This window comes from Klebsiella sp. GFKo11 (genome assembly GCF_056490265.1).
In genome coordinates this window covers 5,920,641-5,940,564 of the sequence record NZ_CM151369.1, presented here as the reverse complement: position 1 = coordinate 5,940,564, position 19,924 = coordinate 5,920,641, and the positions used below count along the sequence as shown (strand labels likewise).

19 protein-coding genes are annotated in these 19,924 nt (G+C 54.5%); 12 read left to right on the top strand and 7 right to left on the bottom strand.

Going from position 1 to position 19,924, the window contains the following annotated elements; translation table 11 throughout:
- Positions 1–340 precede the first annotated feature (340 nt).
- Complete coding sequence (pgi, locus tag AC07P6_RS28490; RefSeq protein WP_112215904.1) at positions 341–1,990, top strand: glucose-6-phosphate isomerase; 1,650 nt, start codon at positions 341–343, stop codon at positions 1,988–1,990.
- Between the two features lie 117 nt (positions 1,991–2,107).
- Here pgi and AC07P6_RS28485 read toward each other — a convergent pair whose 3' ends face one another.
- Positions 2,108–2,566, bottom strand: a complete 459-nt coding sequence (locus AC07P6_RS28485) for an acyltransferase (RefSeq protein WP_434660672.1) — start codon at positions 2,564–2,566, stop codon at positions 2,108–2,110.
- A gap of 8 nt (positions 2,567–2,574) precedes the next feature.
- The gene (locus AC07P6_RS28480) at positions 2,575–3,084 is read right to left on the bottom strand and encodes an N-acetyltransferase family protein (protein WP_478315209.1); all 510 of its coding nucleotides are present in this window, start codon (positions 3,082–3,084) and stop codon (positions 2,575–2,577) included.
- Positions 3,085–3,228: 144 nt separating this feature from the next.
- On the opposite strand from AC07P6_RS28480, the gene psiE reads away from it, so the two are divergent.
- Positions 3,229–3,639 carry a phosphate-starvation-inducible protein PsiE gene (gene psiE, locus AC07P6_RS28475; RefSeq protein WP_110277227.1) on the top strand — a complete coding sequence of 137 codons (411 nt, stop codon included), beginning with the start codon at positions 3,229–3,231 and terminating at the stop codon, positions 3,637–3,639.
- A 190-nt stretch (positions 3,640–3,829) separates the two neighbouring features.
- Here the strand turns inward: psiE and malG are convergent, their stop codons facing one another.
- The 3 genes from malG to malE form a co-directional block, all read right to left on the bottom strand.
- Positions 3,830–4,720 (bottom strand): maltose ABC transporter permease MalG, encoded by an 891-nt coding sequence (malG, locus tag AC07P6_RS28470; protein WP_004109572.1) that lies wholly within the window; start codon positions 4,718–4,720, stop codon positions 3,830–3,832.
- Positions 4,721–4,876: 156 nt separating this feature from the next.
- Entirely contained in the window at positions 4,877–6,421 is a 1,545-nt protein-coding gene (gene malF, locus AC07P6_RS28465) for a maltose ABC transporter permease MalF (RefSeq protein ID WP_304255105.1), read from the bottom strand.
- Positions 6,422–6,547: 126 nt separating this feature from the next.
- Positions 6,548–7,738 (bottom strand): maltose/maltodextrin ABC transporter substrate-binding protein MalE, encoded by a 1,191-nt coding sequence (gene malE, locus AC07P6_RS28460; protein ID WP_110277224.1) that lies wholly within the window; start codon positions 7,736–7,738, stop codon positions 6,548–6,550.
- A gap of 369 nt (positions 7,739–8,107) precedes the next feature.
- On the opposite strand from malE, the gene malK reads away from it, so the two are divergent.
- The 5 genes from malK (at position 8,108) to ubiA (ending at position 13,209) form a co-directional block, all read left to right on the top strand.
- Positions 8,108–9,217 carry a maltose/maltodextrin ABC transporter ATP-binding protein MalK gene (malK, locus tag AC07P6_RS28455; protein ID WP_110277223.1) on the top strand — a complete coding sequence of 370 codons (1,110 nt, stop codon included), beginning with the start codon at positions 8,108–8,110 and terminating at the stop codon, positions 9,215–9,217.
- A gap of 98 nt (positions 9,218–9,315) precedes the next feature.
- Positions 9,316–10,605, top strand: a complete 1,290-nt coding sequence (locus tag AC07P6_RS28450) for a maltoporin (RefSeq protein WP_182235635.1) — start codon at positions 9,316–9,318, stop codon at positions 10,603–10,605.
- Between the two features lie 112 nt (positions 10,606–10,717).
- Positions 10,718–11,641: a maltose operon protein MalM gene (gene malM, locus AC07P6_RS28445; RefSeq protein ID WP_182235636.1), complete on the top strand. Its 924-nt coding sequence runs from the start codon at positions 10,718–10,720 to the stop codon at positions 11,639–11,641.
- A gap of 188 nt (positions 11,642–11,829) precedes the next feature.
- Positions 11,830–12,327 carry a chorismate lyase gene (ubiC, locus tag AC07P6_RS28440; protein ID WP_181484035.1) on the top strand — a complete coding sequence of 166 codons (498 nt, stop codon included), beginning with the start codon at positions 11,830–11,832 and terminating at the stop codon, positions 12,325–12,327.
- Positions 12,328–12,339: 12 nt separating this feature from the next.
- Positions 12,340–13,209: a 4-hydroxybenzoate octaprenyltransferase gene (gene ubiA / locus AC07P6_RS28435; protein WP_181484034.1), complete on the top strand. Its 870-nt coding sequence runs from the start codon at positions 12,340–12,342 to the stop codon at positions 13,207–13,209.
- 109 nt (positions 13,210–13,318) lie between these two features.
- Here the strand turns inward: ubiA and plsB are convergent, their stop codons facing one another.
- Positions 13,319–15,742: a glycerol-3-phosphate 1-O-acyltransferase PlsB gene (gene plsB, locus AC07P6_RS28430; RefSeq protein WP_434660662.1), complete on the bottom strand. Its 2,424-nt coding sequence runs from the start codon at positions 15,740–15,742 to the stop codon at positions 13,319–13,321.
- A gap of 129 nt (positions 15,743–15,871) precedes the next feature.
- Between plsB and AC07P6_RS28425 the strand changes: the two genes are divergently transcribed.
- The 4 genes from AC07P6_RS28425 (at position 15,872) to AC07P6_RS28410 (ending at position 18,705) form a co-directional block, all read left to right on the top strand.
- On the top strand, positions 15,872–16,240 hold the full coding sequence (locus AC07P6_RS28425; RefSeq protein ID WP_181484032.1) for a diacylglycerol kinase: 369 nt from the start codon (positions 15,872–15,874) through the stop codon (positions 16,238–16,240).
- 122 nt (positions 16,241–16,362) lie between these two features.
- The gene (gene lexA / locus AC07P6_RS28420; protein WP_182235639.1) at positions 16,363–16,971 is read left to right on the top strand and encodes a transcriptional repressor LexA; all 609 of its coding nucleotides are present in this window, start codon (positions 16,363–16,365) and stop codon (positions 16,969–16,971) included.
- A gap of 71 nt (positions 16,972–17,042) precedes the next feature.
- Positions 17,043–18,359: an MATE family efflux transporter DinF gene (gene dinF, locus AC07P6_RS28415; protein ID WP_478315208.1), complete on the top strand. Its 1,317-nt coding sequence runs from the start codon at positions 17,043–17,045 to the stop codon at positions 18,357–18,359.
- A 136-nt stretch (positions 18,360–18,495) separates the two neighbouring features.
- Complete coding sequence (locus AC07P6_RS28410) at positions 18,496–18,705, top strand: CsbD family protein (protein ID WP_110274589.1); 210 nt, start codon at positions 18,496–18,498, stop codon at positions 18,703–18,705.
- Positions 18,706–18,797: 92 nt separating this feature from the next.
- On the opposite strand, the gene zur is transcribed toward AC07P6_RS28410, so the two are convergent.
- The gene (gene zur / locus AC07P6_RS28405; protein WP_110274588.1) at positions 18,798–19,313 is read right to left on the bottom strand and encodes a zinc uptake transcriptional repressor Zur; all 516 of its coding nucleotides are present in this window, start codon (positions 19,311–19,313) and stop codon (positions 18,798–18,800) included.
- Positions 19,314–19,426: 113 nt separating this feature from the next.
- Between zur and AC07P6_RS28400 the strand changes: the two genes are divergently transcribed.
- On the top strand, positions 19,427–19,915 hold the full coding sequence (locus AC07P6_RS28400; RefSeq protein WP_478315207.1) for a cupin domain-containing protein: 489 nt from the start codon (positions 19,427–19,429) through the stop codon (positions 19,913–19,915).
- Positions 19,916–19,924 lie beyond the last annotated feature (9 nt).

Genomic DNA, 19,924 nt, shown 5'->3' with positions numbered 1-19,924 from the left:
CACTTTGCCTGGGGGGACGCGGGTCATTATACCCCCCTGCAATACCCTTTCGCTGTAGCGTGAAATGCGCGAGCAACATACCTACGTGAATGTATAGGTATTGCCGTTATATAAAGGCTTCAGGCGAAGTATGTCAACGTCAGGGTTATGCGGATTTTTCATACACGAGTGGCTGAAAGAAAAAAGCCTTATGATGGCTATACTATCAGGGACGTTTTGCCCCAAATTGCCCCTATTTCTGACACGTATCATCGGCATAACACAAAAATCATCACAATTTTCCGCCACCGGCGCTACAATCGACCGCAGTCACAATTCTCAAATCAGAAGAGTATTGCTAATGAAAAACATCAATCCAACGCAGACATCTGCCTGGCAGGCACTACAAAAACACTTTGATGAAATGAAAGACGTTACCATCGCGGACCTGTTCGCGAAAGATAGCGACCGTTTCACTAAGTTTTCCGCAACGTTCGACGATCTGATGCTGGTGGATTTCTCCAAAAACCGCATCACCGAAGAAACGTTGGCAAAACTGCAGGATCTGGCCAAAGAGACCTTCCTGGCAGACGCCATTAAGTCCATGTTCTCCGGCGAAAAGATTAACCGTACTGAAGATCGTGCGGTACTGCACGTTGCGCTGCGTAACCGTAGCAATACTCCGATTGTGGTTGATGGCAAAGATGTGATGCCGGAAGTGAACGCGGTGCTTGAGAAGATGAAATCCTTCTCTGAAGCCATTATCTCCGGTAACTGGAAAGGCTATACCGGCAAAGCGATTACCGACGTGGTTAACATCGGTATCGGCGGCTCCGACCTTGGCCCGTTCATGGTGACCGAAGCGCTGCGCCCGTACAAAAATCATCTGAATATGCACTTTGTGTCTAACGTCGATGGCACCCACATCGCCGAAGTGCTGAAAGGCGTGAACCCGGAAACCACCCTGTTCCTGGTCGCTTCTAAAACCTTTACCACTCAGGAAACCATGACCAACGCCCACAGCGCGCGCGATTGGTTCCTGGCGACCGCTGGCGATGAGAAGCACGTGGCGAAACACTTTGCCGCGCTCTCGACCAACGGTAAAGCAGTCGGCGAATTCGGTATCGACACCGCCAACATGTTCGAATTCTGGGACTGGGTCGGCGGTCGTTACTCACTGTGGTCAGCCATCGGCCTGTCGATCATCCTGTCCGTCGGCTTCGACAACTTTGTTGAGCTGCTGTCCGGCGCGCATGCGATGGACAAACACTTCTCCACTACCGCGCCGGAGAAAAACCTGCCGGTGCTGCTGGCGCTGATTGGTATCTGGTACAACAATTTCTTCGGTGCTGAAACCGAAGCGATTCTGCCGTACGACCAGTATATGCACCGCTTTGCCGCTTACTTCCAGCAGGGCAATATGGAATCCAACGGCAAATACGTTGACCGTAACGGCAACGCCGTGGATTACCAGACTGGCCCAATCATCTGGGGCGAGCCGGGTACTAACGGTCAGCATGCGTTCTACCAGCTGATTCACCAGGGGACCAAAATGGTGCCTTGCGACTTTATCGCCCCGGCGGTTACCCACAACCCGTTGTCCGATCACCATCCGAAGCTGCTGTCTAACTTCTTCGCACAGACTGAAGCGCTGGCGTTTGGTAAATCCCGCGAAGTGGTTGAGCAGGAATATCGCGATCAGGGTAAAGACCCGGCGACCCTGGACCACGTGGTGCCGTTTAAAGTGTTCGAAGGTAACCGTCCGACCAACTCCATCCTGCTGCGTGAAATCACTCCGTTCAGCCTGGGCGCGCTGATTGCCCTGTATGAACACAAGATCTTCACTCAGGGTGTGATTATGAACATCTTCACCTTCGACCAGTGGGGCGTTGAGCTGGGCAAACAGCTGGCTAACCGCATCCTGCCGGAACTGAAAGATGGCAGCGAAGTGAGCAGCCACGACAGTTCTACCAACGGTCTGATTAACCGCTATAAATCCTGGCGTGCATAATTAGACTGACGTCTGAGCGGGCCTGCGGATGGTAGATTGTTTTGTAGGCCGTGCAAGGCGTTAGCCGCCGCCCGGCAAAAATGCGAGCACAATGCCGACCCACGTGGTCGGCATTTTTTATTCTAACCGCCGCAACAGCTTCGCCGGGTTTCCCGCCCACACGCCTTTCTCGGTAATCGACTTCGTCACCACGCTGCCTGCGCCGATCACCGCGCCATCGCAGATGCTGACCGCCAGGATAGTCGCGCCGCTGCCAATCGACACATCGCTGCCAATCACAATTCTCCCCCAGCTTTCGCGGTCTGCGTTGGGCTTGCCGTCGCGGAACATATCGTTGGCGAACATCACCCCGTGGCCGATAAAACAACGCTCGCCGATGGTGACGTACTCGCAAATAAAGGTATGGGATTGAATTTTGCTGTTGTTGCCGATACGGGTATAGCCCTGAATTTCAACGAACGGCCCGACGAAGACATTATCGCCAAGCGTGCAGTCGTAGAGGTTGGCGGGCTGGTAAATCACCACGTTCTCGCCGCTGGTGACGTTGCGAATAGCAGTTTCTCGAAGCGTATGCATGCTGCCTCTCAGATCTGTTTGGCCAGAATATGTAATGTGCTTTGTTGGGTGGCGGAATGAAATTCAACGTCTTTCACGTGCTGCATCCCCTGACGCTCATAGAAACGACGGGCGCGAGTATTGGCGTCGAGCACTTCCAGCCATAGCCAGCTTTCACCGGCCTCTTTTGCTCGCGTCTCAACGGCGTTAAAAAACTGCTCGCCGTAGCGATGCCCCGTTGCGTCAGGCAGCAGGTAGAGCTTATGCAGTAGCGTGCCGGACGGGCCATCGGGGTTGATATCCTGGCGGCAGGCGTATTTAGCAAAGCCAATCGGGTGCGTGGCTTCAGCAATTAACCAGCAGCACTGCGTATCGGCCAGGCTGCGTTCCAGAGAGGCCATGGAATACTCTTGCCGCAGGTAGAGTTCCATCTCGTCGGCGTTATGCCAGAGGTGAGCAAAGTGGTGGCGGTAGCTGGCATTACCCATTTCGTTGAGCAAGGCTGCATCTTCTGGCCCTGCAATACGAATTTTGAACATGGTTGTTTCCTTTTTAACCTGTCAGTGTGGCAAGTGATTGTTACATCTACGCCGCCGGTGGCAAAAAGTTAACGAATAATGTCGATCTGGATCACACTTTTGCGTTATACAGGTCACAAATAATGATGATTATGAGGTGTATCTATGCCGCCGGTTTATCGTCCGTTGGTGAGTTTTATCGCAACCGCAATGCAAACCGTTTTGAACCTCGGCCTGCTGTGCCTGGGGATTATTCTGATTGTTTTTCTGGGCAAGGAGACACTGCATCTGGCGCACGTGCTGTTTACCCCGGAGCCAGTCAGCAAGTACAAGCTGGTGGAAGGGCTGGTGGTTTACTTCCTCTATTTTGAGTTTATTGCGCTGATTGTGAAGTACTTCGAATCGGGATTTCACTTCCCGCTACGCTATTTTGTCTATATCGGCATTACCGCTATTGTGCGCTTGATCATCATCGATCATGACTCGCCGATGGCGGTGCTGATTTACTCCGCCGCGATCCTGATTCTGGTGATTACGCTCTGGCTGTGTAACTCCAACCGCCTGAAACGCGAATAAAAAAAAGCGGCCTCCAGGGCCGCTGACCAACAGTCACAAATATAATTTATGTAGGGTCCAGTTGAGGATAGCAGTGGCATTTGCCTTACTTTTTCAGCTGAGGGTGACAGCGGCAATACCCGGTTGGGGTCGTGCATTGCCGCTAAATCGTCATCCCTCCTCTGAAATTTGGGGCGGGTGTTACAAAAACTTAACCTTTCACTCCGCCTGCCGTCAGGCCGTTAACCAACCAGCGCTGGGCCAGCAGGAACACCACAGTAATCGGGATAGCGGAGAGTACCGCCGCAGCGGCAAAGTCGCCCCACAGATAGTTCTGCGGGTTGAGATACTGCTGCATTCCGACCGCCAGGGTGTAGCTGTTCACATCGCGCAGCAGTAGCGAGGCTACAGGCACTTCGGTAATCGCGGCGATGAACGACAGAATAAACACTACCGCCAGAATCGGCACCGACAGCGGGAGCAGCACCAGGCGGAAAGCCTGCCACGGGGTCGCGCCATCCAGCGCCGCTGCTTCTTCCAGCGAGCCGTCAATGGTTTCGAAATACCCTTTAATCGTCCAGACGTGCAGCGCGATACCGCCCATGTAGGCGAAGATTACGCCGCCGTGGGTATTCAGGCCGACAAATGGCACGTACTGGCCGAGGCGATCAAACAAGGCGTACAGAGCAACCAGCGACAGAACCGCCGGGAACATCTGGAAAATCAGCATCCCTTTGAGCAGCGTGGCTTTACCCGGGAAACGCATACGGGCAAAAGCGTAAGCACAGGTGGTAGAGAGCGCGACGATACCAATCGCGGTAATGCCCGCCACCTTGATGGAGTTCCACAGCCACAGCAGGACCGGGAAGGGTGGTGGCGTGACGCGACCGTCAGCGTGTTCAACGCTAAAGCCTAACGCCAGCCGCCAGTGCTCCCAGGAGATACTTTCAGGGATCAGGCTACCGGTAGCGAAGTTACCTTCGCGCAGCGAGATAGCGATGACCATCAGCAGCGGGAACATAATCGCCGCGATAAAAATCAGTAGCAGGAGATGCGTAGTCAGTAGACGCAGCTTCTGAGATTTGGGTTGAACCATAGCCATAATATTTTTACTCCCCTTGATACCGCTCCAGGCTATTTTGCTTGCCATTTTGAACTCGGGCAGTGCTCAGAATCCTCACGTACTACGTGTACGCTCCGGTTCTTCCGCGCTGGCCGAGCCCAAACTGCCCGCGCCAATGACGCCTGGTTATTCCAATTAATCAAACTTCATACGTGTGGCTTTCAGGTTAATAATCGCCAGCGCGCCTACCAGCAGGAAGATCAGCGTAGCGATAGCCGCCGCGAGGCCGAAGTCCTGGCCGCCGCCGCCTTCGAAGGCGATACGGTAGGTATAGCTCACCAACAGGTCTGTATAGCCCGCTGGCGTGGTGGTGCCGAGTCGGTCCGGCCCGCCGTTGGTCAACAGCTGAATCAGCACGAAGTTGTTAAAGTTAAACGCGAAACTGGCGATCATCAGCGGTGTTAGCGGCTTGATCAGCAGCGGCAGCGTAATCTTAAAGAAGTTCTGGAACGGGGTTGCGCCGTCCATTGCCGAGGCTTCATACAGGTCGTCAGGAATCGCTTTCAGCAGGCCCATGCACAGAATCATCATGTACGGATAGCCGAGCCAGGTGTTGACGATGATGATCATGGTACGTGCGGTAATCGGGTCGCTAAACCAAGCCGGTTTAATGCCGAACAGCGCGCTGAGCATCATGTTGATCTCACCAAAGCTCTGGTTGAACAACCCTTTGAAAATCAGAATCGAGATAAACGACGGTACGGCGTAAGGCAGAATCAGCAGTACGCGGTAAATCGCTTTGCCTTTTAAGGCATCCCACTGCACGAGGCAGGCGAGAATCATCCCTACCGCGACGGTCAGAATGACGGTCAGGATGGAGAACACTACTGTCCAGACGAAGATTGCGAAGAACGGTTTCTGAATACCTTCGTCCTGGAACACACGGGTGAAGTTATCCCAGCCGATGGTCACGGTGTAGCCCGGGCTCAGCTTCTCGCTGCCCCAGCTGCCATCGGCGTTAATGGCCTGGTAGAAGCCAACATCAGCATTCGGGCGATACTTCACGCCGCTCTGGTTGTTGGTCAGCATGCCGTCATCCGCCAGCGCATACAGCGGTTGGGTGCCGGAGAATTGACGTAGCGAACTCATGATGACTTTGCTTTCGTCGGGCAGTATCGCGGTCAGCTGGTTCAGGGCGGTACGGTTTTGCGTAATGACGCGCAGGTTAGCGCGTTCACCTTCCGGCAGCGCATCGGCTTCTTTAAGGGCCAGCTTCTGCTCGCCGCCGAATTTAAACGCATCGGAAAGGTAGTTTTTGCCGCTGTCACCGTCGGTCAGCGCCAGCTTCCACTCATCTCCAGCGGGATAGAGTGCGAAGTTGTAGGATTTACCCGCCTGGAAAGAGCGGTCCATCAGTACCTGCTGAGCGCGTTCGAAGGTCAGCTGGTTGGTGCTGCTGTAGTTGGTGAAAGCGATAGCGATGGTGCAGATCAACGGGAACAGAACGAACAGCCCCATCCCGGCAACACCCGGATAAACATAGCGCCAGGCATAGGCCTTGCGATTGGAAAAAATATACAGGCCAACCGAGCTTAAAATCAGCGTCATGATGGCAAACAGGTACTCCCCCTGGGCGTACATCAAAACAACAAGGTAACCCACCAGCAGGCACAGCAAGCCGATCACAGACCATGTGAGCTGCGGGCTTTGCCACCAGTGTTTCTTTTTCACGACATCCATGGGGATATTCCTCTACAGCGTTTGAGCTTTTCTCCCTCTCCTGGGGGAGAGGGCCGGGGTGAGGGCGAGTCTATCAACACAACCCTCTCCCTAACCCTCTCCCTGAGGGAGAGGGGAACAAAAGTATTACTTGGTGATACGAGCCTGTGCATCTTTCAGCGCGGCATCGACGGTCTGACGACCGCTAGCTGCGTTGATAACCGCGGTACGTACGGCATACCAGAAAGCGGACATCTGTGGGATGTTCGGCATGATTTCGCCTTTCTGGGCGTTCGCCATGGTGGCGGCGATACGCGGATCTTTTTCCAGTTTCTCCTGGAAGGATTTCAGCGCAACGGCACCCAGCGGTTTGTCCTTGTTCACTTCATCCAGACCCTGGTCGGTCATCAGGTAGTTTTCGAGGAACTCTTTCGCCAGTTCTTTGTTCGGGCTGGCGGCGTTAATACCGGCGCTCAGAACACCAACGAACGGTTTGGACGCGTTGCCTTTAAAGGTTGGCAGCAGGGTAACGCCGTAGTTAACCTTGCTCTTATCAATGTTAGACCATGCCCACGGACCGTTGATGGTCATCGCGGTATCGCCTTTGTTGAATGCCGCTTCAGCGATGGAGTAGTCGGTGTCGGCGTTCATGTGTTTGTTTTTGATAAGGTCGACCAGGAAGGTCAGGCCTGCTTTCGCGCCAGCGCTATCAACGCCAACGTTTTTCACGTCATATTTGCCGTTTTCAAACTTGAACGCGTAACCGCCGTCGGCAGCAATCAGCGGCCAGGTGAAGTACGGTTCTTGCAGGTTAAACATCAGCGCGCTCTTACCTTTCGCTTTCAGTTCTTTATCCAGCGCAGGGATCTCTTCCCAGGTTTTCGGCGGGTTTGGTACCAGGTCTTTGTTGTAAATCAGCGACAGCGCTTCTACCGCGACCGGGTAGGCAATCAGTTTGCCGTTATAGCGTACGGCGTCCCAGGTGAATGGATACAGTTTGTCCTGGAAGGCTTTGTCCGGGGTGATTTCTGCCAGCAGGCCAGATTGGGCATAGCCGCCGAAACGGTCATGGGCCCAGAAGATGATGTCCGGGCCGTCGCCGGTTGCAGCAACCTGCGGGAATTTCTCTTCCAGCTTGTCAGGGTGTTCGATGGAAACTTTAATGCCAGTGTCTTTTTCGAACTTTTTACCGACTTCAGCGAGGCCGTTGTAGCCTTTGTCGCCGTTAATCCAGATAACCAGCTTACCTTCTTCTATTTTCGCGAGGGCAGAGGCGGAAAACATCATCGTGGTCAATGCAGACAGCGCGAGGATGCGAGCGCCAGTTTTGATTTTCATATACCCGTCCTATTTGGTGATGTGCTCGTGGATACACTTGGATGGCTTAACGGTGATGAGTTTCCTTTTTTAACAACCTCTTTCCATCCTCCCTATGTCTACGCCCCACCCATCGTTTGTGTGATCTCCATTGCAGAATCGCCGGTTATGAGCCCTGGAGCACATAAAAACGAGGCCATTTTTGTCGCCTACATCACGAAATCGGTATCAGCCCGTCCCCCCCGGAGGCGAGACGTCATCTCTCATCCTCCCGTCTCCTCCCCCATAAAAAAGCCGGGGGTGGAGGATTTACCAGATTTATGAATACCGCATAGTCAGCCCATCTTGAATGTGTCGTTAAGTGACTGGTTGTAACGAAGGGAGAAGGGCATGGCGAGCGTACAGCTGCGAAATGTAACGAAAGCCTGGGGCGACGTGGTGGTATCGAAAGATATCAATCTCGAGATCCAGGATGGGGAGTTCGTCGTGTTTGTTGGCCCATCGGGCTGCGGCAAATCCACCCTGCTGCGTATGATTGCCGGGCTGGAAACGGTGACCAGCGGCGATCTTATGATTGGCGATACCCGAATGAACGATGTCCCGCCCGCCGAACGTGGTATCGGGATGGTGTTTCAGTCTTATGCGCTTTACCCCCACCTTTCCGTCGCGGAAAACATGTCTTTCGGCCTGAAGCTGGCCGGTGCCAAAAAAGACCTGATTAATCAACGCGTCACCCAGGTGGCAGAAGTCCTGCAACTGGCTCATCTGCTGGAGCGTAAACCAAAAGCGCTTTCCGGCGGTCAGCGTCAGCGCGTGGCGATTGGCCGTACCCTGGTGGCCGAACCGCGCGTCTTCCTGCTTGACGAACCTCTCTCTAACCTTGATGCCGCGCTGCGCGTACAGATGCGTATTGAGATTTCCCGTCTGCATAAGCGCCTTGGGCGCACGATGATTTACGTGACCCACGATCAGGTCGAGGCGATGACCCTCGCTGACAAAATCGTGGTACTGGATGCCGGTCGCGTCGCGCAGGTCGGGAAACCGCTTGAGCTTTATCACTACCCGGCGGATCGCTTCGTCGCGGGCTTTATTGGCTCGCCGAAGATGAACTTCCTGCCGGTTAAAGTCACCGCTACCGCCATTGAACAGGTGCAGGTGGAACTGCCTAACCGCCAGCAAATCTGGCTGCCGGTGGACAGCGCCCGCGTTCAGGTCGGCGCGAATATGTCCTTAGGGATTCGCCCGGAACATCTGCTGCCCAGCGATATCGCTGACGTCACCCTCGAAGGCGTGATTCAGGTGGTGGAACAGCTTGGTAACGAAACACAAATTCATATCCAGATCCCCGCCATCCGTCAAAACCTGGTTTACCGCCAGAACGACGTGGTGCTGGTCGAAGAGGGAGCCACATTCGCCATCGGCTTGCCGCCGGAGCGTTGCCATTTATTCCGTGAGGATGGCACCGCTTGTCGTCGGCTGCATAAAGAGCCGGGCGTGTAAGGCTTCCCATTAAAAAAAACGTGCACCCTGGAGCGCCGAAAAACAGGCGCAACAACAGGCGAAGCGTTCAAAGAAAAGCAATGATCTCAGGAGATAGAATGATGATTACTCTGCGCAAACTTCCACTGGCGATCGCCGTTGCAGCAGGCGTTATGTCTGCTCAGGCGCTGGCCGTTGATTTCCATGGCTATGCTCGTTCTGGTATCGGCTGGACCGGTAGCGGTGGTTCACAGGAATGTTTCAAAGCAACAGGTGCTCAAAGTAAATACCGTCTCGGTAACGAATGTGAAACCTATGCGGAACTGAAGCTGGGCCAGGAATTATGGAAAGAGGGTGACAAGAGTTTTTATTTTGATACTAACGTCGCGTATTCCGTAGACCAACAGGATGACTGGGAAAGTACCTCTCCTGCATTCCGTGAAGCTAACATCCAGGGTAAAAACCTGATTGACTGGTTACCGGGTTCTACCCTGTGGGCTGGTAAGCGCTTCTACCAGCGTCATGACGTTCACATGATCGACTTCTACTACTGGGATATCTCCGGTCCGGGTGCGGGTCTGGAAAACGTGGATGTCGGCTTCGGTAAACTCTCTCTGGCAGCTACACGTAACTCTGAAAGCGGCGGTTCTTACACTTTCTCCAGCGATGACACCAAGAAATATGCTGCTAAAACCGCGAATGACGTCTTCGACGTGCGTCTGGCCGGTATGGAAATTAACCCAGGCGGCGTACTGGAGTTAGGCGTGGATTATGGCCGTGCTAACCCGCAGGATGACTACCGTCTGGCTGATGGCGCATCGAAAGATGGCTGGATGTTCACTGGTGAACATACTCAGTCTATCTGGGGCGGCTTCAATAAGTTTGTTGTTCAGTATGCGACCGACTCGATGACTTCCTGGAACAGCGGTCACTCTCAGGGTACCAGCATTGATAACAACGGCAGCATGATCCGCGTTCTGGATCACGGCGCGATGGACTTCAACGATGATTGGGGTCTGATGTACGTTGCGATGTACCAGGATGTGGATCTGGACAGCAACAACGGTTCTACCTGGTACACCGTCGGTGTTCGTCCGATGTACAAATGGACGCCGATCATGAGCACCCAGCTGGAAGTCGGTTATGACAACGTGAAATCCCAGCGTACCAGCGAAAACAACAACCAGTACAAAATTACTCTGGCCCAGCAATGGCAGGCAGGTAACAGCGTCTGGTCCCGTCCGGCAATCCGTATTTTCGCCACCTACGCGAAATGGGATGAAAACTGGGGTAACAGCAACATCTCCGGTCTGCAGACTAAAGACAGCAGCGGTAATGGTCTCCTGACTAACAGCCGCGGTAGCGATAGCGAAGTGACCTTCGGCGCGCAGATGGAAGTTTGGTGGTAATTCAGTAGTCATTATGTCGTAACACGGAGGGGCTTATGCCCCTCCTGATTATTCAGAATTAGCGCGCTATTGCCTGGCTACCGCTAAATCTATGCTATCCGAGGTGAGAACAATGAAAATGAAGAAAACTCTCGTCGCCCTGTGTTTATCCGCAGGGATGTTGGCATGCGTGCCGGGGATTAGCCTTGCCGATGTCAACTTTGTCCCACAAAACACCAGTTCAGCCCCCTCCATACCTGGCGCTGCCCTGCAGCAATTAGTCTGGACTCCAGTTGATCAATCTAAGACGCAGTCCGTTGATTTACTCACCGGCGGGCAACGTTTAGATGTTGCTGGTATCACTGGACCGGTTGCCGCCTGGAGCGTTCCGGCGAATATTGGCGAGCTGACCCTGACGCTCACTAGTGAAGTGAATAAGCAAAAACAAATTTTTGCCCCGAACGTACTGATTCTTGACCAGAATATGACGCCAGCCGCGTTCTTCCCCAGCAGCTATTTTACCTATCAGCAGCCTGGCGTGATGACCGCAGATCGGCTTGAGGGCGTGATGCGCCTGACTCCGGCATTAGGACAGCAGAAGCTGTATGTGCTGGTCTTTACAACGGAAAAAGATTTACAGCAAACCACAACGTTGATGGATCCGGCGAAGGCTTACGCTAAAGGCGCAGGCAACGCGATCCCGGATATTCCAGACCCGATTGCCAGGCACACCACTGATGGCGTGCTGAAGCTAAAAGTGAAAACCAATAGCGGCTCTAGCGTGCTGGTCGGCCCGCTGTTTGGCTCTTCCGGCCCTGGCCCTGTAACCGTCGGTAATACGGCGGCGCCTGTTGCTGCACCTGTAGCCGCCCCAGCTCCGGCGGCGAAAAGCGAGCCGATGCTTGATGACACCGAAACCTACTTCAACAACGGTATCAAGCAGGCTGTCGCGAAAGGCGATATCGACAAGGCTCTGAAATTGATGAACGAAGCTGAACGTCTTGGCTCGAAATCTGCTCGTTCCACCTTTATCAGCAGTGTAAAAGGCAAGGGGTGATCGTCTCCCCACAATGCTGATGTTTAGGCACAGCCTTTAGGTGCGTCCGCCTGGGCGCACCTTTTTTTATCGCGCGATAGCCGCTGTTGCATGGCTGTTGCGCGGATGATCGTATATTGACGTTTGCCCGCCCCCACCGCCCCATTCTGCGATACAATAGTTTCTCGTTATGTTCCGGAGAATCAGGCATGTCACATCCTGCGCTGACGCAACTGCGTGCGCTGCGTTATTTTGCCACTCAGCCCCCGCTGGACGCGCATCTGCGCGATTGGTTATTGCTTGAAGACTCAATGACCAAACGTTTTGAGCAACAAGGGAAAAAAATCAGCGTCATCATGGTCAACGAAGGTTTTGTTGGACGCGAAGCGCTGGCGGGTGAAGAGACCCTGCTCGCGGATGAACCGCGTTACTGGCTGCGGGAAATTATCCTTTGTGCCGATGATGAACCCTGGCTGGCCGGTCGGACTATCGTGCCGGAGTCGACGCTCAATGGTCCGGAATTGGCGCTGCAACAGCTTGGGCAGACGCCGCTGGGCCGCTATCTGTTTACGTCGTCTACGTTAACCCGTGATTTTATTGAAATCGGTCGTCATGCAGAGCTTTGGGGGCGTCGTTCCCGCCTCCGGCTGAGTGGCAAACCGCTGCTGCTGACAGAATTGTTTCTGCCTGCATCGCCGTTGTATTAAGAGGAAGAGAAAATGGAGTGGAGTCTGACGCAGAATAAGCTGTTGGCGTTTCACCGCCTGATGCGGACTGACAAACCGATCGGCGCGCTGCTGCTGCTGTGGCCGACGCTGTGGGCGCTGTGGGTAGCAACGCCGGGGATACCCCCGCTGTGGATCCTCGCCGTTTTTGTCGCGGGCGTCTGGCTGATGCGCGCTGCCGGCTGCGTAGTGAATGACTATGCAGATCGTAAGTTTGACGGCCACGTTAAGCGCACCGCCCGCCGCCCGCTGCCAAGCGGCGACGTCACCGAAAAAGAGGCGCGAACGCTGTTTGTTGTGCTGGTGCTGTTCTCATTTCTACTGGTGTTGACCTTAAACACCATGACCATTTTGCTGTCGGTTGCCGCGCTGGCGCTGGCCTGGGTCTATCCGTTTATGAAACGCTACACCCACCTGCCACAAGTGGTGCTGGGCGCGGCGTTCGGCTGGTCGATTCCGATGGCTTTTTCTGCGGTCAGCGAATCTCTGCCGCTGAGCTGCTGGCTGATGTTTCTCGCCAATATTCTGTGGGCGGTGGCCTACGATACCCAGTATGCAATGGTCGACCGCGATGATGACGTGAAGATTGGCATTAAGTCGACGGCGATTCTGTTTGGCGACAACGACCGTTTAATTATTGGGATTTTACAGGTGGCGGTACTGGCGCTGATGGCGGCAGTGGGCTGGCTGAGCGGTCTGGGCTGGGAGTATTACTGGTCATTGTTTATCGCCGCAGCGCTGTTTGTCTGGCAGCAGAAGCTGATATTTAAACGTGAACGCGATGACTGCTTTAAGGCGTTTTTAAACAATAACTACGTGGGGCTGGTGCTGTTTCTTGGCCTGGCGATGGGGTATATGCAGTAGTTTTGTGGTTTACCCGTCTTGCGGCGTAAGCGCCTTAGCCGGGCTACAAAACCGCATTATTCTGCGATCCCGGCTAAGCGTAGCGCAAGCCGGGATCGCTCTTCAAACGTTACGCTTCATCCTGAGTAACGCTTTCAATCGTTAGACGCACATCAGAAGTAATCAGGTCTGCCAGCATGCGGTAGATCTTCAACGTCTCTTCCGGCTCGGCATCCCCGGTATCGCTGATATAGCCTCTATCACGCAGAGTCAGCACCAAAGTACTAAACACCGCCTTATCGAAGAACTCCGGCGCGTTGATACCGTGCAGCACGGACAGACGCTGAGCCACGGTGCGGCTCTCTTTCTCCAGCGAACTGCGGTTCATGGACGGGTTGGCACTCAGCAGCCAGAAGGTGATGGCATAACGCTGCAGCGTTTCACGCGCGCCTGCGGCCAGCAGTTGCAGAGAGCGGGCGTGAGACGGATTGACGCTCACTTCGTCTTCGTTCAGGGCGATCAGCCCCTGACGCTGCATCTCAGCAATCAGCGCATCGACGACGCCCCCCAGCTCGGCTTTCTCCCAACGCAGGAACAGCTCAGCCTTCAGGAATGGATAGAACATCTCGACATGACGCAATATTTCGGCGCGGGTAATGCGACGATGCTGGGTCACAATGGCGGCTAACAGCGACGGCATCACCAGCATGTGTGCGATGTTGTTGCGGTAATAGGTCATCAACACTGCCTGCTCGCGCGGCAGAATGATGATATCGCCAATGGTGTCTTTCTCGACTTCGAACTTGTTCATCTGTAGCGCGTGGTCGATAAGCTCGCTGGCGGAGGCCTCAGGTGTTGTGGCATCCGGCGAATAAGGCACGTTGCGCAGCAGAGCGAGATAGCACTCCAGCTGTTCGGTGAGCTGTTCGCGGGTCAGAGAACGCTGACGTGAGGCCAGCAGCGCGGTACAGCACAGGTTCATGGCGTTTGCCGCGCCGGCGTTATTGATACGAACCATCAGATCGGAGGCGATATTGTTCACCGTTGGCGTCAACCATGACGGACGGACCGCTTCGATAGGATCGATAGCCTCGCGCCAGTCAGGGACATGCTGATTGAGATAGGTCATCAACGGCAGCGGTTCGCCGAAGTTGACGTAGCCCTGGCCGAGGTTGCGCAGCTTGCTGAGGCCTTTCAACATCTGCGGCAGGCTCTCTTTCTCTTTCGTCGCCCCGCGTAGCTCTTTGGCGTAGGTACCGACTTCCATCACGTGTTCGTAGCCAATATAAATCGGCACCAGGGTGATAGGGCGGGTACCGCCGCGCAGCATCGCCTGGATCGTCATCGACAGGGTGCCGGTTTTCGGGTCCAGCAGGCGTCCGGTACGTGAACGACCGCCCTCAACGAAGTACTCCACGGAGTAACCGCGGCTGAACAGCTCGCCCAGATATTCGCGGAACACCGTCGAATAGAGCTTATTCCCTTTGAAGGTGCGGCGAATAAAGAACGCGCCGCCACGACGGAAAATCGGCCCGGCAGGCCAGAAGTTCAGGTTGATACCGGCGGCGATATGCGGCGGCACCAAACCTTGGTGATAGATGACGTAAGAGAGCAGCAGATAGTCCATATGGCTGCGGTGGCATGGAACATAGACTATCTCGTGGCCTTCATGCGCCAGCTGGCGTACGCGCTCGGCGTTATGGACGTTAATGCCCTGATACAGCCGGTTCCAGGTGAAACCCAGTACGCGGTCGGTCAGACGAATCATTTCATAAGAGAAGTTTGCGGCGATCTCTTCCATCAAGGCGATGGCGTTTTGCTGGGCCTTCTCGTGGGAGATTTTCTTGCTACGCGCTTCGTCTTCTACCGCGCGAGCAATGGCTTTTGACGCCAGCAGCTTGTTGAACAGATCCTGGCGCGCAGGTAGGCGCGGGCCGACCGCCGCCAGACGCTGACGGGCGAAGTGCATACGCGCCACGCGGGCCAGCTTTTGGGCGATAATTTTATCGGTACCGTGCTCGTCTGCCATTTTGCGCAGAGAGACCGAAGGCGAGAAACGCACAAAGCTGTCGCGACCCAACCACAGAACGGCGAAGAATTTTTGAATGCCGTTTAGCATACGCAGCGGCGGGTTTACTTCGCCTTTTTCACGCCCTGGAGCACGACCAAACATCACCGAAACCGGCACCATCTGCACGTCAAGATCGGGATGGTTACGGTGCAGATCCAGGTAATCATGGAACAGCTTGATGGATTCTTCTTTTGGCGTGTAGTAGGTGAAAACACGCGGGCCGCCGTGAATAAACACGTAGCGGGGAAGCAGGGTACCATCGATCTCCAGCGGCTCAAGCGGGTCCGGTAACTCATGTTCCAGACATTGAGCGCGAAGCGTCAGCAGGTCCGCCTTCGAATTGTAGGGCAGGACGTACATGATGGGACGTGAGGTATCCAGGCCCAATTCCTGAGCAGGTTGTGCCGGAATTGACTTGCTTTTTACCAGTGCCCTTAATGGTAAATTCAGTAATTTATAGTAAATTCGTTGCCAGCCAGACATAGACGATGTGAAGCCTCTGGTTAATCATGCAAATGCGCCGCAAGAATAACAGAAAGTGCGCAAAATTTCCGTTGTAACGCGGCAAACGCGTACACTCATTGACGTCATTTACATAAAAAGGTTTGTTTGATGGCCAATAATACCACTGGGTTAACTCGAATCGTTAAAGCAGCGGGGTATTCCTGGAAAGGATTCCGTGCGGCGTGGATCAATGAGGCCGCATTTCGTCAGGAAGGCATCGCTGCCATTATTGCCGTGGCGATAGCCTGCTGGCTGGATGTCGATGCCATCACGCGCGTTTTGCTGATTGGCTCGGTCCTGATAGTGATGATAGTTGAAATTATCAACAGCGCGATCGAAGCGGTTGTTGACCGTATTGGCCCTGAACATCATGAGTTGTCTGGCCGCGCGAAAGATATGGGTTCTGCGGCGGTCCTGTTGGCGATTATTATCGCGTTGATCACATGGGGAACGCTGTTGTGGGCAAACTACCGCTAAGTCTTGCCATAGCGGCTCGCAAAACGGAAAGAAACTCCTGATTTTTGTGTGAAATATGGTTCCAAAATCACCGTTAGCTGTATATACTCACAGCATAACTGTATATACACCCAGGGGGCGGAATGAAAGCGTTAACGACCAGGCAGCGAGAGGTGTTTGATCTCATTCGGGATCATATCAGCCAGACGGGCATGCCGCCGACGCGTGCGGAGATTGCTCAGCGCTTGGGGTTTCGTTCCCCAAACGCGGCGGAAGAACACCTGAAAGCGCTGGCGCGTAAAGGCGCAATCGAGATCGTTTCCGGTGCCTCCCGCGGTATCCGTCTGCTGACGGAAGAAGAAAACGGCCTGCCGCTTGTCGGCCGCGTCGCAGCAGGTGAACCACTGCTCGCACAGCAGCACATCGAAGGCCACTACCAGGTCGATCCGGCAATGTTTAAGCCGAATGCCGATTTTCTGCTGCGCGTAAGCGGAATGTCGATGAAAGATATCGGTATCCTGGATGGCGACCTGCTCGCGGTACATAAAACTCAGGATGTGCGCAATGGCCAGGTTGTTGTGGCCCGCATTGACGATGAAGTCACCGTGAAGCGTCTGAAAAAACAGGGTAACGTCGTCGAACTGCTGCCTGAAAACAGCGAATTTTCCCCGATCGTGGTGGATTTACGCCAGCAAAGTTTCACTATTGAAGGTCTGGCTGTCGGCGTTATCCGCAACGGCAACTGGCAGTAACCTCTTCATCTCGCAGCATCATCTGATGCATGGTGCTGCGCTGTTTTCCTTCTTCATTTGGGCTCTTCCCCATGCTTTTTAACGCCGCCGATAAAGCCCTGTGGCGCTTAGCGCCGCCCATGATTTTCTCCAATATCACCGTTCCTTTGCTGGGGCTGGTGGATACCGCCGTTATTGGTCATCTTGATAGTCCGGTTTATCTGGGCGGCGTTGCGGTTGGCGCGATGGCGACCAGCTTTCTCTTCATGCTGCTCCTGTTTTTGCGCATGAGCACCACCGGCCTGACGGCTCAGGCATTCGGCGCGAAAGATCCGCAACGGCTGGCGCGTGCGCTGGTGCAGCCGCTAGGGCTGGCACTGGCTGCCGGGATAGCCATCGTCCTATTCAGAATGCCGTTAATTAATCTGGCGCTGCATATCGTCGGCGGCAGTGATGCGGTGCTTGAACAGGCCCGCCGTTTCCTTGAGATTCGTTGGCTGAGCGCTCCGGCATCTCTGGCGAATCTAGTGCTGCTGGGCTGGCTGTTGGGCGTGCAGTATGCCCGTGCACCGGTGATCCTGCTGGTTGTCGGCAATGTACTCAACATCGTGCTTGATTTATGGCTGGTGATGGGCCTGCATTTGAACGTGCAGGGCGCAGCTCTGGCGACCGTAACAGCTGAATACGCCACCTTTTTCATCGGACTCGTTATGGCGAAGCGCGTGCTGGTACTACGGGGCGTTTCGCTATCGATGCTGAAAAACGCCTGGCGCGGCGATGTGCGTCGTCTCCTTGCGCTGAACCGCGACATTATGCTGCGCTCGCTGCTGCTACAGCTATGCTTTGGGGCGATGACGGTATACGGTGCCCGGCTCGGCGCTGATGTTGTAGCGGTCAATGCGGTGTTGATGACGATGCTGACCTTTACCGCCTACGCGCTGGATGGTTTCGCCTACGCCGTGGAGGCGCACTCCGGGCAGGCTTACGGTGCCCGCGACGGCAGCCAATTGCTTGAGGTCTGGCGTGCGGCCTGCCGTCAGTCAGGCATGGTAGCGCTGGCGTTTGCGCTGATTTACAGCCTTGCTGGCGAGCAGATTATCGCCTTGTTAACGTCGCTCCCTTCTCTGCAGCAGCTTGCCGACCGCTATCTCATCTGGCAGACAATACTGCCGGTCATTGGCGTCTGGTGCTACTTGTTGGATGGTATGTTTATCGGCGCAACGCGCGGTGCCGAGATGCGTAACAGCATGGCGGTAGCGGCGGCGGGATTCGCCCTGACGCTGCTGACGGTGCCGGTTCTTGGTAATCATGGTCTATGGTTGGCGCTGGCGGTGTTTCTTGCCCTGCGCGGGGCTTCACTGGCGATTGTCTGGCGGCGTCACTGGCAGCGCGGCACCTGGTTTTCATAGCGTGCATTGTTCAGATGGTGGTTAAAGATTCCGAATAATAAATCTTACTCAGAATACTCATCTATAGTTAAGTCATGTCCGGCACACAGCGGGCTGTTCATTCACCGAACGATCACCGAACGATGAGGATGACATGATGAATAAAGATGAAATCGGCGGTAACTGGAAACAGTTGAAAGGTAAAGCGAAAGAACAATGGGGCAAACTTACCGACGATGATATGACCGTCATCGAGGGTAAGCGCGACCAGCTGGTTGGCAGAATTCAGGAACGCTATGGATACGCCAAAGACCAGGCCGAGAAAGAAGTGAAGGATTGGGAAACTAAAAACGATTATCGCTGGTAGCGACTAACGTTCGTGTTTTAACCCGTGGTTATTGCCTGCCCGAATGGTACATGGAGGTACCTATACCCTTGATTCCCGCTGCGGCTAACGCCTCAGCGGGCTTTCTTTTTGATCTGGATGGTGTGGTCATGATGGCAGTGCCCTGGCGTACTGCACGCTTCCACCTCCACACAGGCGGCGCACAGGCCGTGAGCTTCAATCACATTGTGACGCAGGGCAAAACCCATTCTTGCCGCCAGCGTATGCATAATATCTTCTACACCTTCCGCGCACTCTTCTTTGACGCTGCCGCAGCGGTCGCAGATAAACATCGCCGAGCTGTGGGTTGGCTGATCGAAAAGGTGGCACAGTACGTAGCTATTGGTGGACTCCACCTTATGCACGAACCCTTGCTCCAGCAGAAACTCCAGCGCCCGATAAACCGTCGGCGGTTTAGCCTGAGGTTCTTTTTCGCGCAGCAGATCGAGCAGGTCATAGGCGCTAATAGCCCCTTTTTGCAGGCTCATTAGACGCAACACTTCAAGGCGCTGCGGGGTCAGGCGCACGCCACGCTGCGCGCAGAGCTTTTCAGCATGCGCTAACATTTGTTGCGAAGTGGTCTTATCCATGAGCGTTCTCTGGTTGCGTGAATTCGAAGCTGTTACTTTATCACGATCCCAGTAAAACACCGAGACCCACCAGGTGTGCTATACATGATGCATCTCATTTTCGGGAAAAAACGATGAAACGACCTGATTGCATTCGACATTGGCGCGAACTGGAAGGTGCGGACGATTCCACCTATCCCGACAGTACGGAGCTTTTCTCTATTGGCGCACCGTTGGCGCGCGGCCTGCGCCTGAACCGCTTAGGGATTCATCACGAGCGCTTGCTGCCCGGGCGTCGTACCTCTTATCCGCATGCGGAAAGCGATGAAGAAGAATTTATCTACGTGCTGGATGGTTATCCTGAAGTGTGGATCAACGGCTATCTCTGGAGGCTGGAGCCGGGGGATAGCGTCGGTTTTCCTGCCGGAACCGGCGTTTGCCACACTTTCCTTAACAACACCGAACAGGAAGTTCGCCTGTTAGTGGTGGGGGAGGCGAACAAAAAATTTAATCGCATTTACTATCCGCTTAACCCCGGTTATGCCGCCACGCGCCAGGATCGCTGGGTCGATCATCCACCGCAGTTTTTTGGCCCGCACGACGGTAAGCCGCGGAGAAAATAGCGCTTCTTA

Excerpts from the sequence above, each read along its gene's own strand:
- AC07P6_RS28485 (WP_434660672.1), bottom strand. The coding sequence starts at position 2,566 with ATGCATACGCTTCGAGAAACTGCTATTCGCAACGTCACCAGCGGCGAG.
- AC07P6_RS28450 (WP_182235635.1), top strand. The coding sequence starts at position 9,316 with ATGATGATTACTCTGCGCAAACTTCCACTGGCGATCGCCGTTGCAGCA.
- psiE (WP_110277227.1), top strand. The coding sequence starts at position 3,229 with ATGCCGCCGGTTTATCGTCCGTTGGTGAGTTTTATCGCAACCGCAATG.
- dinF (WP_478315208.1), top strand. The coding sequence starts at position 17,043 with ATGCTTTTTAACGCCGCCGATAAAGCCCTGTGGCGCTTAGCGCCGCCC.
- ubiA (WP_181484034.1), top strand. The coding sequence starts at position 12,340 with ATGGAGTGGAGTCTGACGCAGAATAAGCTGTTGGCGTTTCACCGCCTG.
- AC07P6_RS28425 (WP_181484032.1), top strand. The coding sequence starts at position 15,872 with ATGGCCAATAATACCACTGGGTTAACTCGAATCGTTAAAGCAGCGGGG.
- pgi (WP_112215904.1), top strand. The coding sequence starts at position 341 with ATGAAAAACATCAATCCAACGCAGACATCTGCCTGGCAGGCACTACAA.
- malF (WP_304255105.1), bottom strand. The coding sequence starts at position 6,421 with ATGGATGTCGTGAAAAAGAAACACTGGTGGCAAAGCCCGCAGCTCACA.
- plsB (WP_434660662.1), bottom strand. The coding sequence starts at position 15,742 with ATGTCTGGCTGGCAACGAATTTACTATAAATTACTGAATTTACCATTA.
- AC07P6_RS28410 (WP_110274589.1), top strand. The coding sequence starts at position 18,496 with ATGAATAAAGATGAAATCGGCGGTAACTGGAAACAGTTGAAAGGTAAA.
- AC07P6_RS28480 (WP_478315209.1), bottom strand. The coding sequence starts at position 3,084 with ATGTTCAAAATTCGTATTGCAGGGCCAGAAGATGCAGCCTTGCTCAAC.
- zur (WP_110274588.1), bottom strand. The coding sequence starts at position 19,313 with ATGGATAAGACCACTTCGCAACAAATGTTAGCGCATGCTGAAAAGCTC.
- lexA (WP_182235639.1), top strand. The coding sequence starts at position 16,363 with ATGAAAGCGTTAACGACCAGGCAGCGAGAGGTGTTTGATCTCATTCGG.
- malK (WP_110277223.1), top strand. The coding sequence starts at position 8,108 with ATGGCGAGCGTACAGCTGCGAAATGTAACGAAAGCCTGGGGCGACGTG.
- malE (WP_110277224.1), bottom strand. The coding sequence starts at position 7,738 with ATGAAAATCAAAACTGGCGCTCGCATCCTCGCGCTGTCTGCATTGACC.
- AC07P6_RS28400 (WP_478315207.1), top strand. The coding sequence starts at position 19,427 with ATGAAACGACCTGATTGCATTCGACATTGGCGCGAACTGGAAGGTGCG.
- malM (WP_182235636.1), top strand. The coding sequence starts at position 10,718 with ATGAAAATGAAGAAAACTCTCGTCGCCCTGTGTTTATCCGCAGGGATG.
- ubiC (WP_181484035.1), top strand. The coding sequence starts at position 11,830 with ATGTCACATCCTGCGCTGACGCAACTGCGTGCGCTGCGTTATTTTGCC.
- malG (WP_004109572.1), bottom strand. The coding sequence starts at position 4,720 with ATGGCTATGGTTCAACCCAAATCTCAGAAGCTGCGTCTACTGACTACG.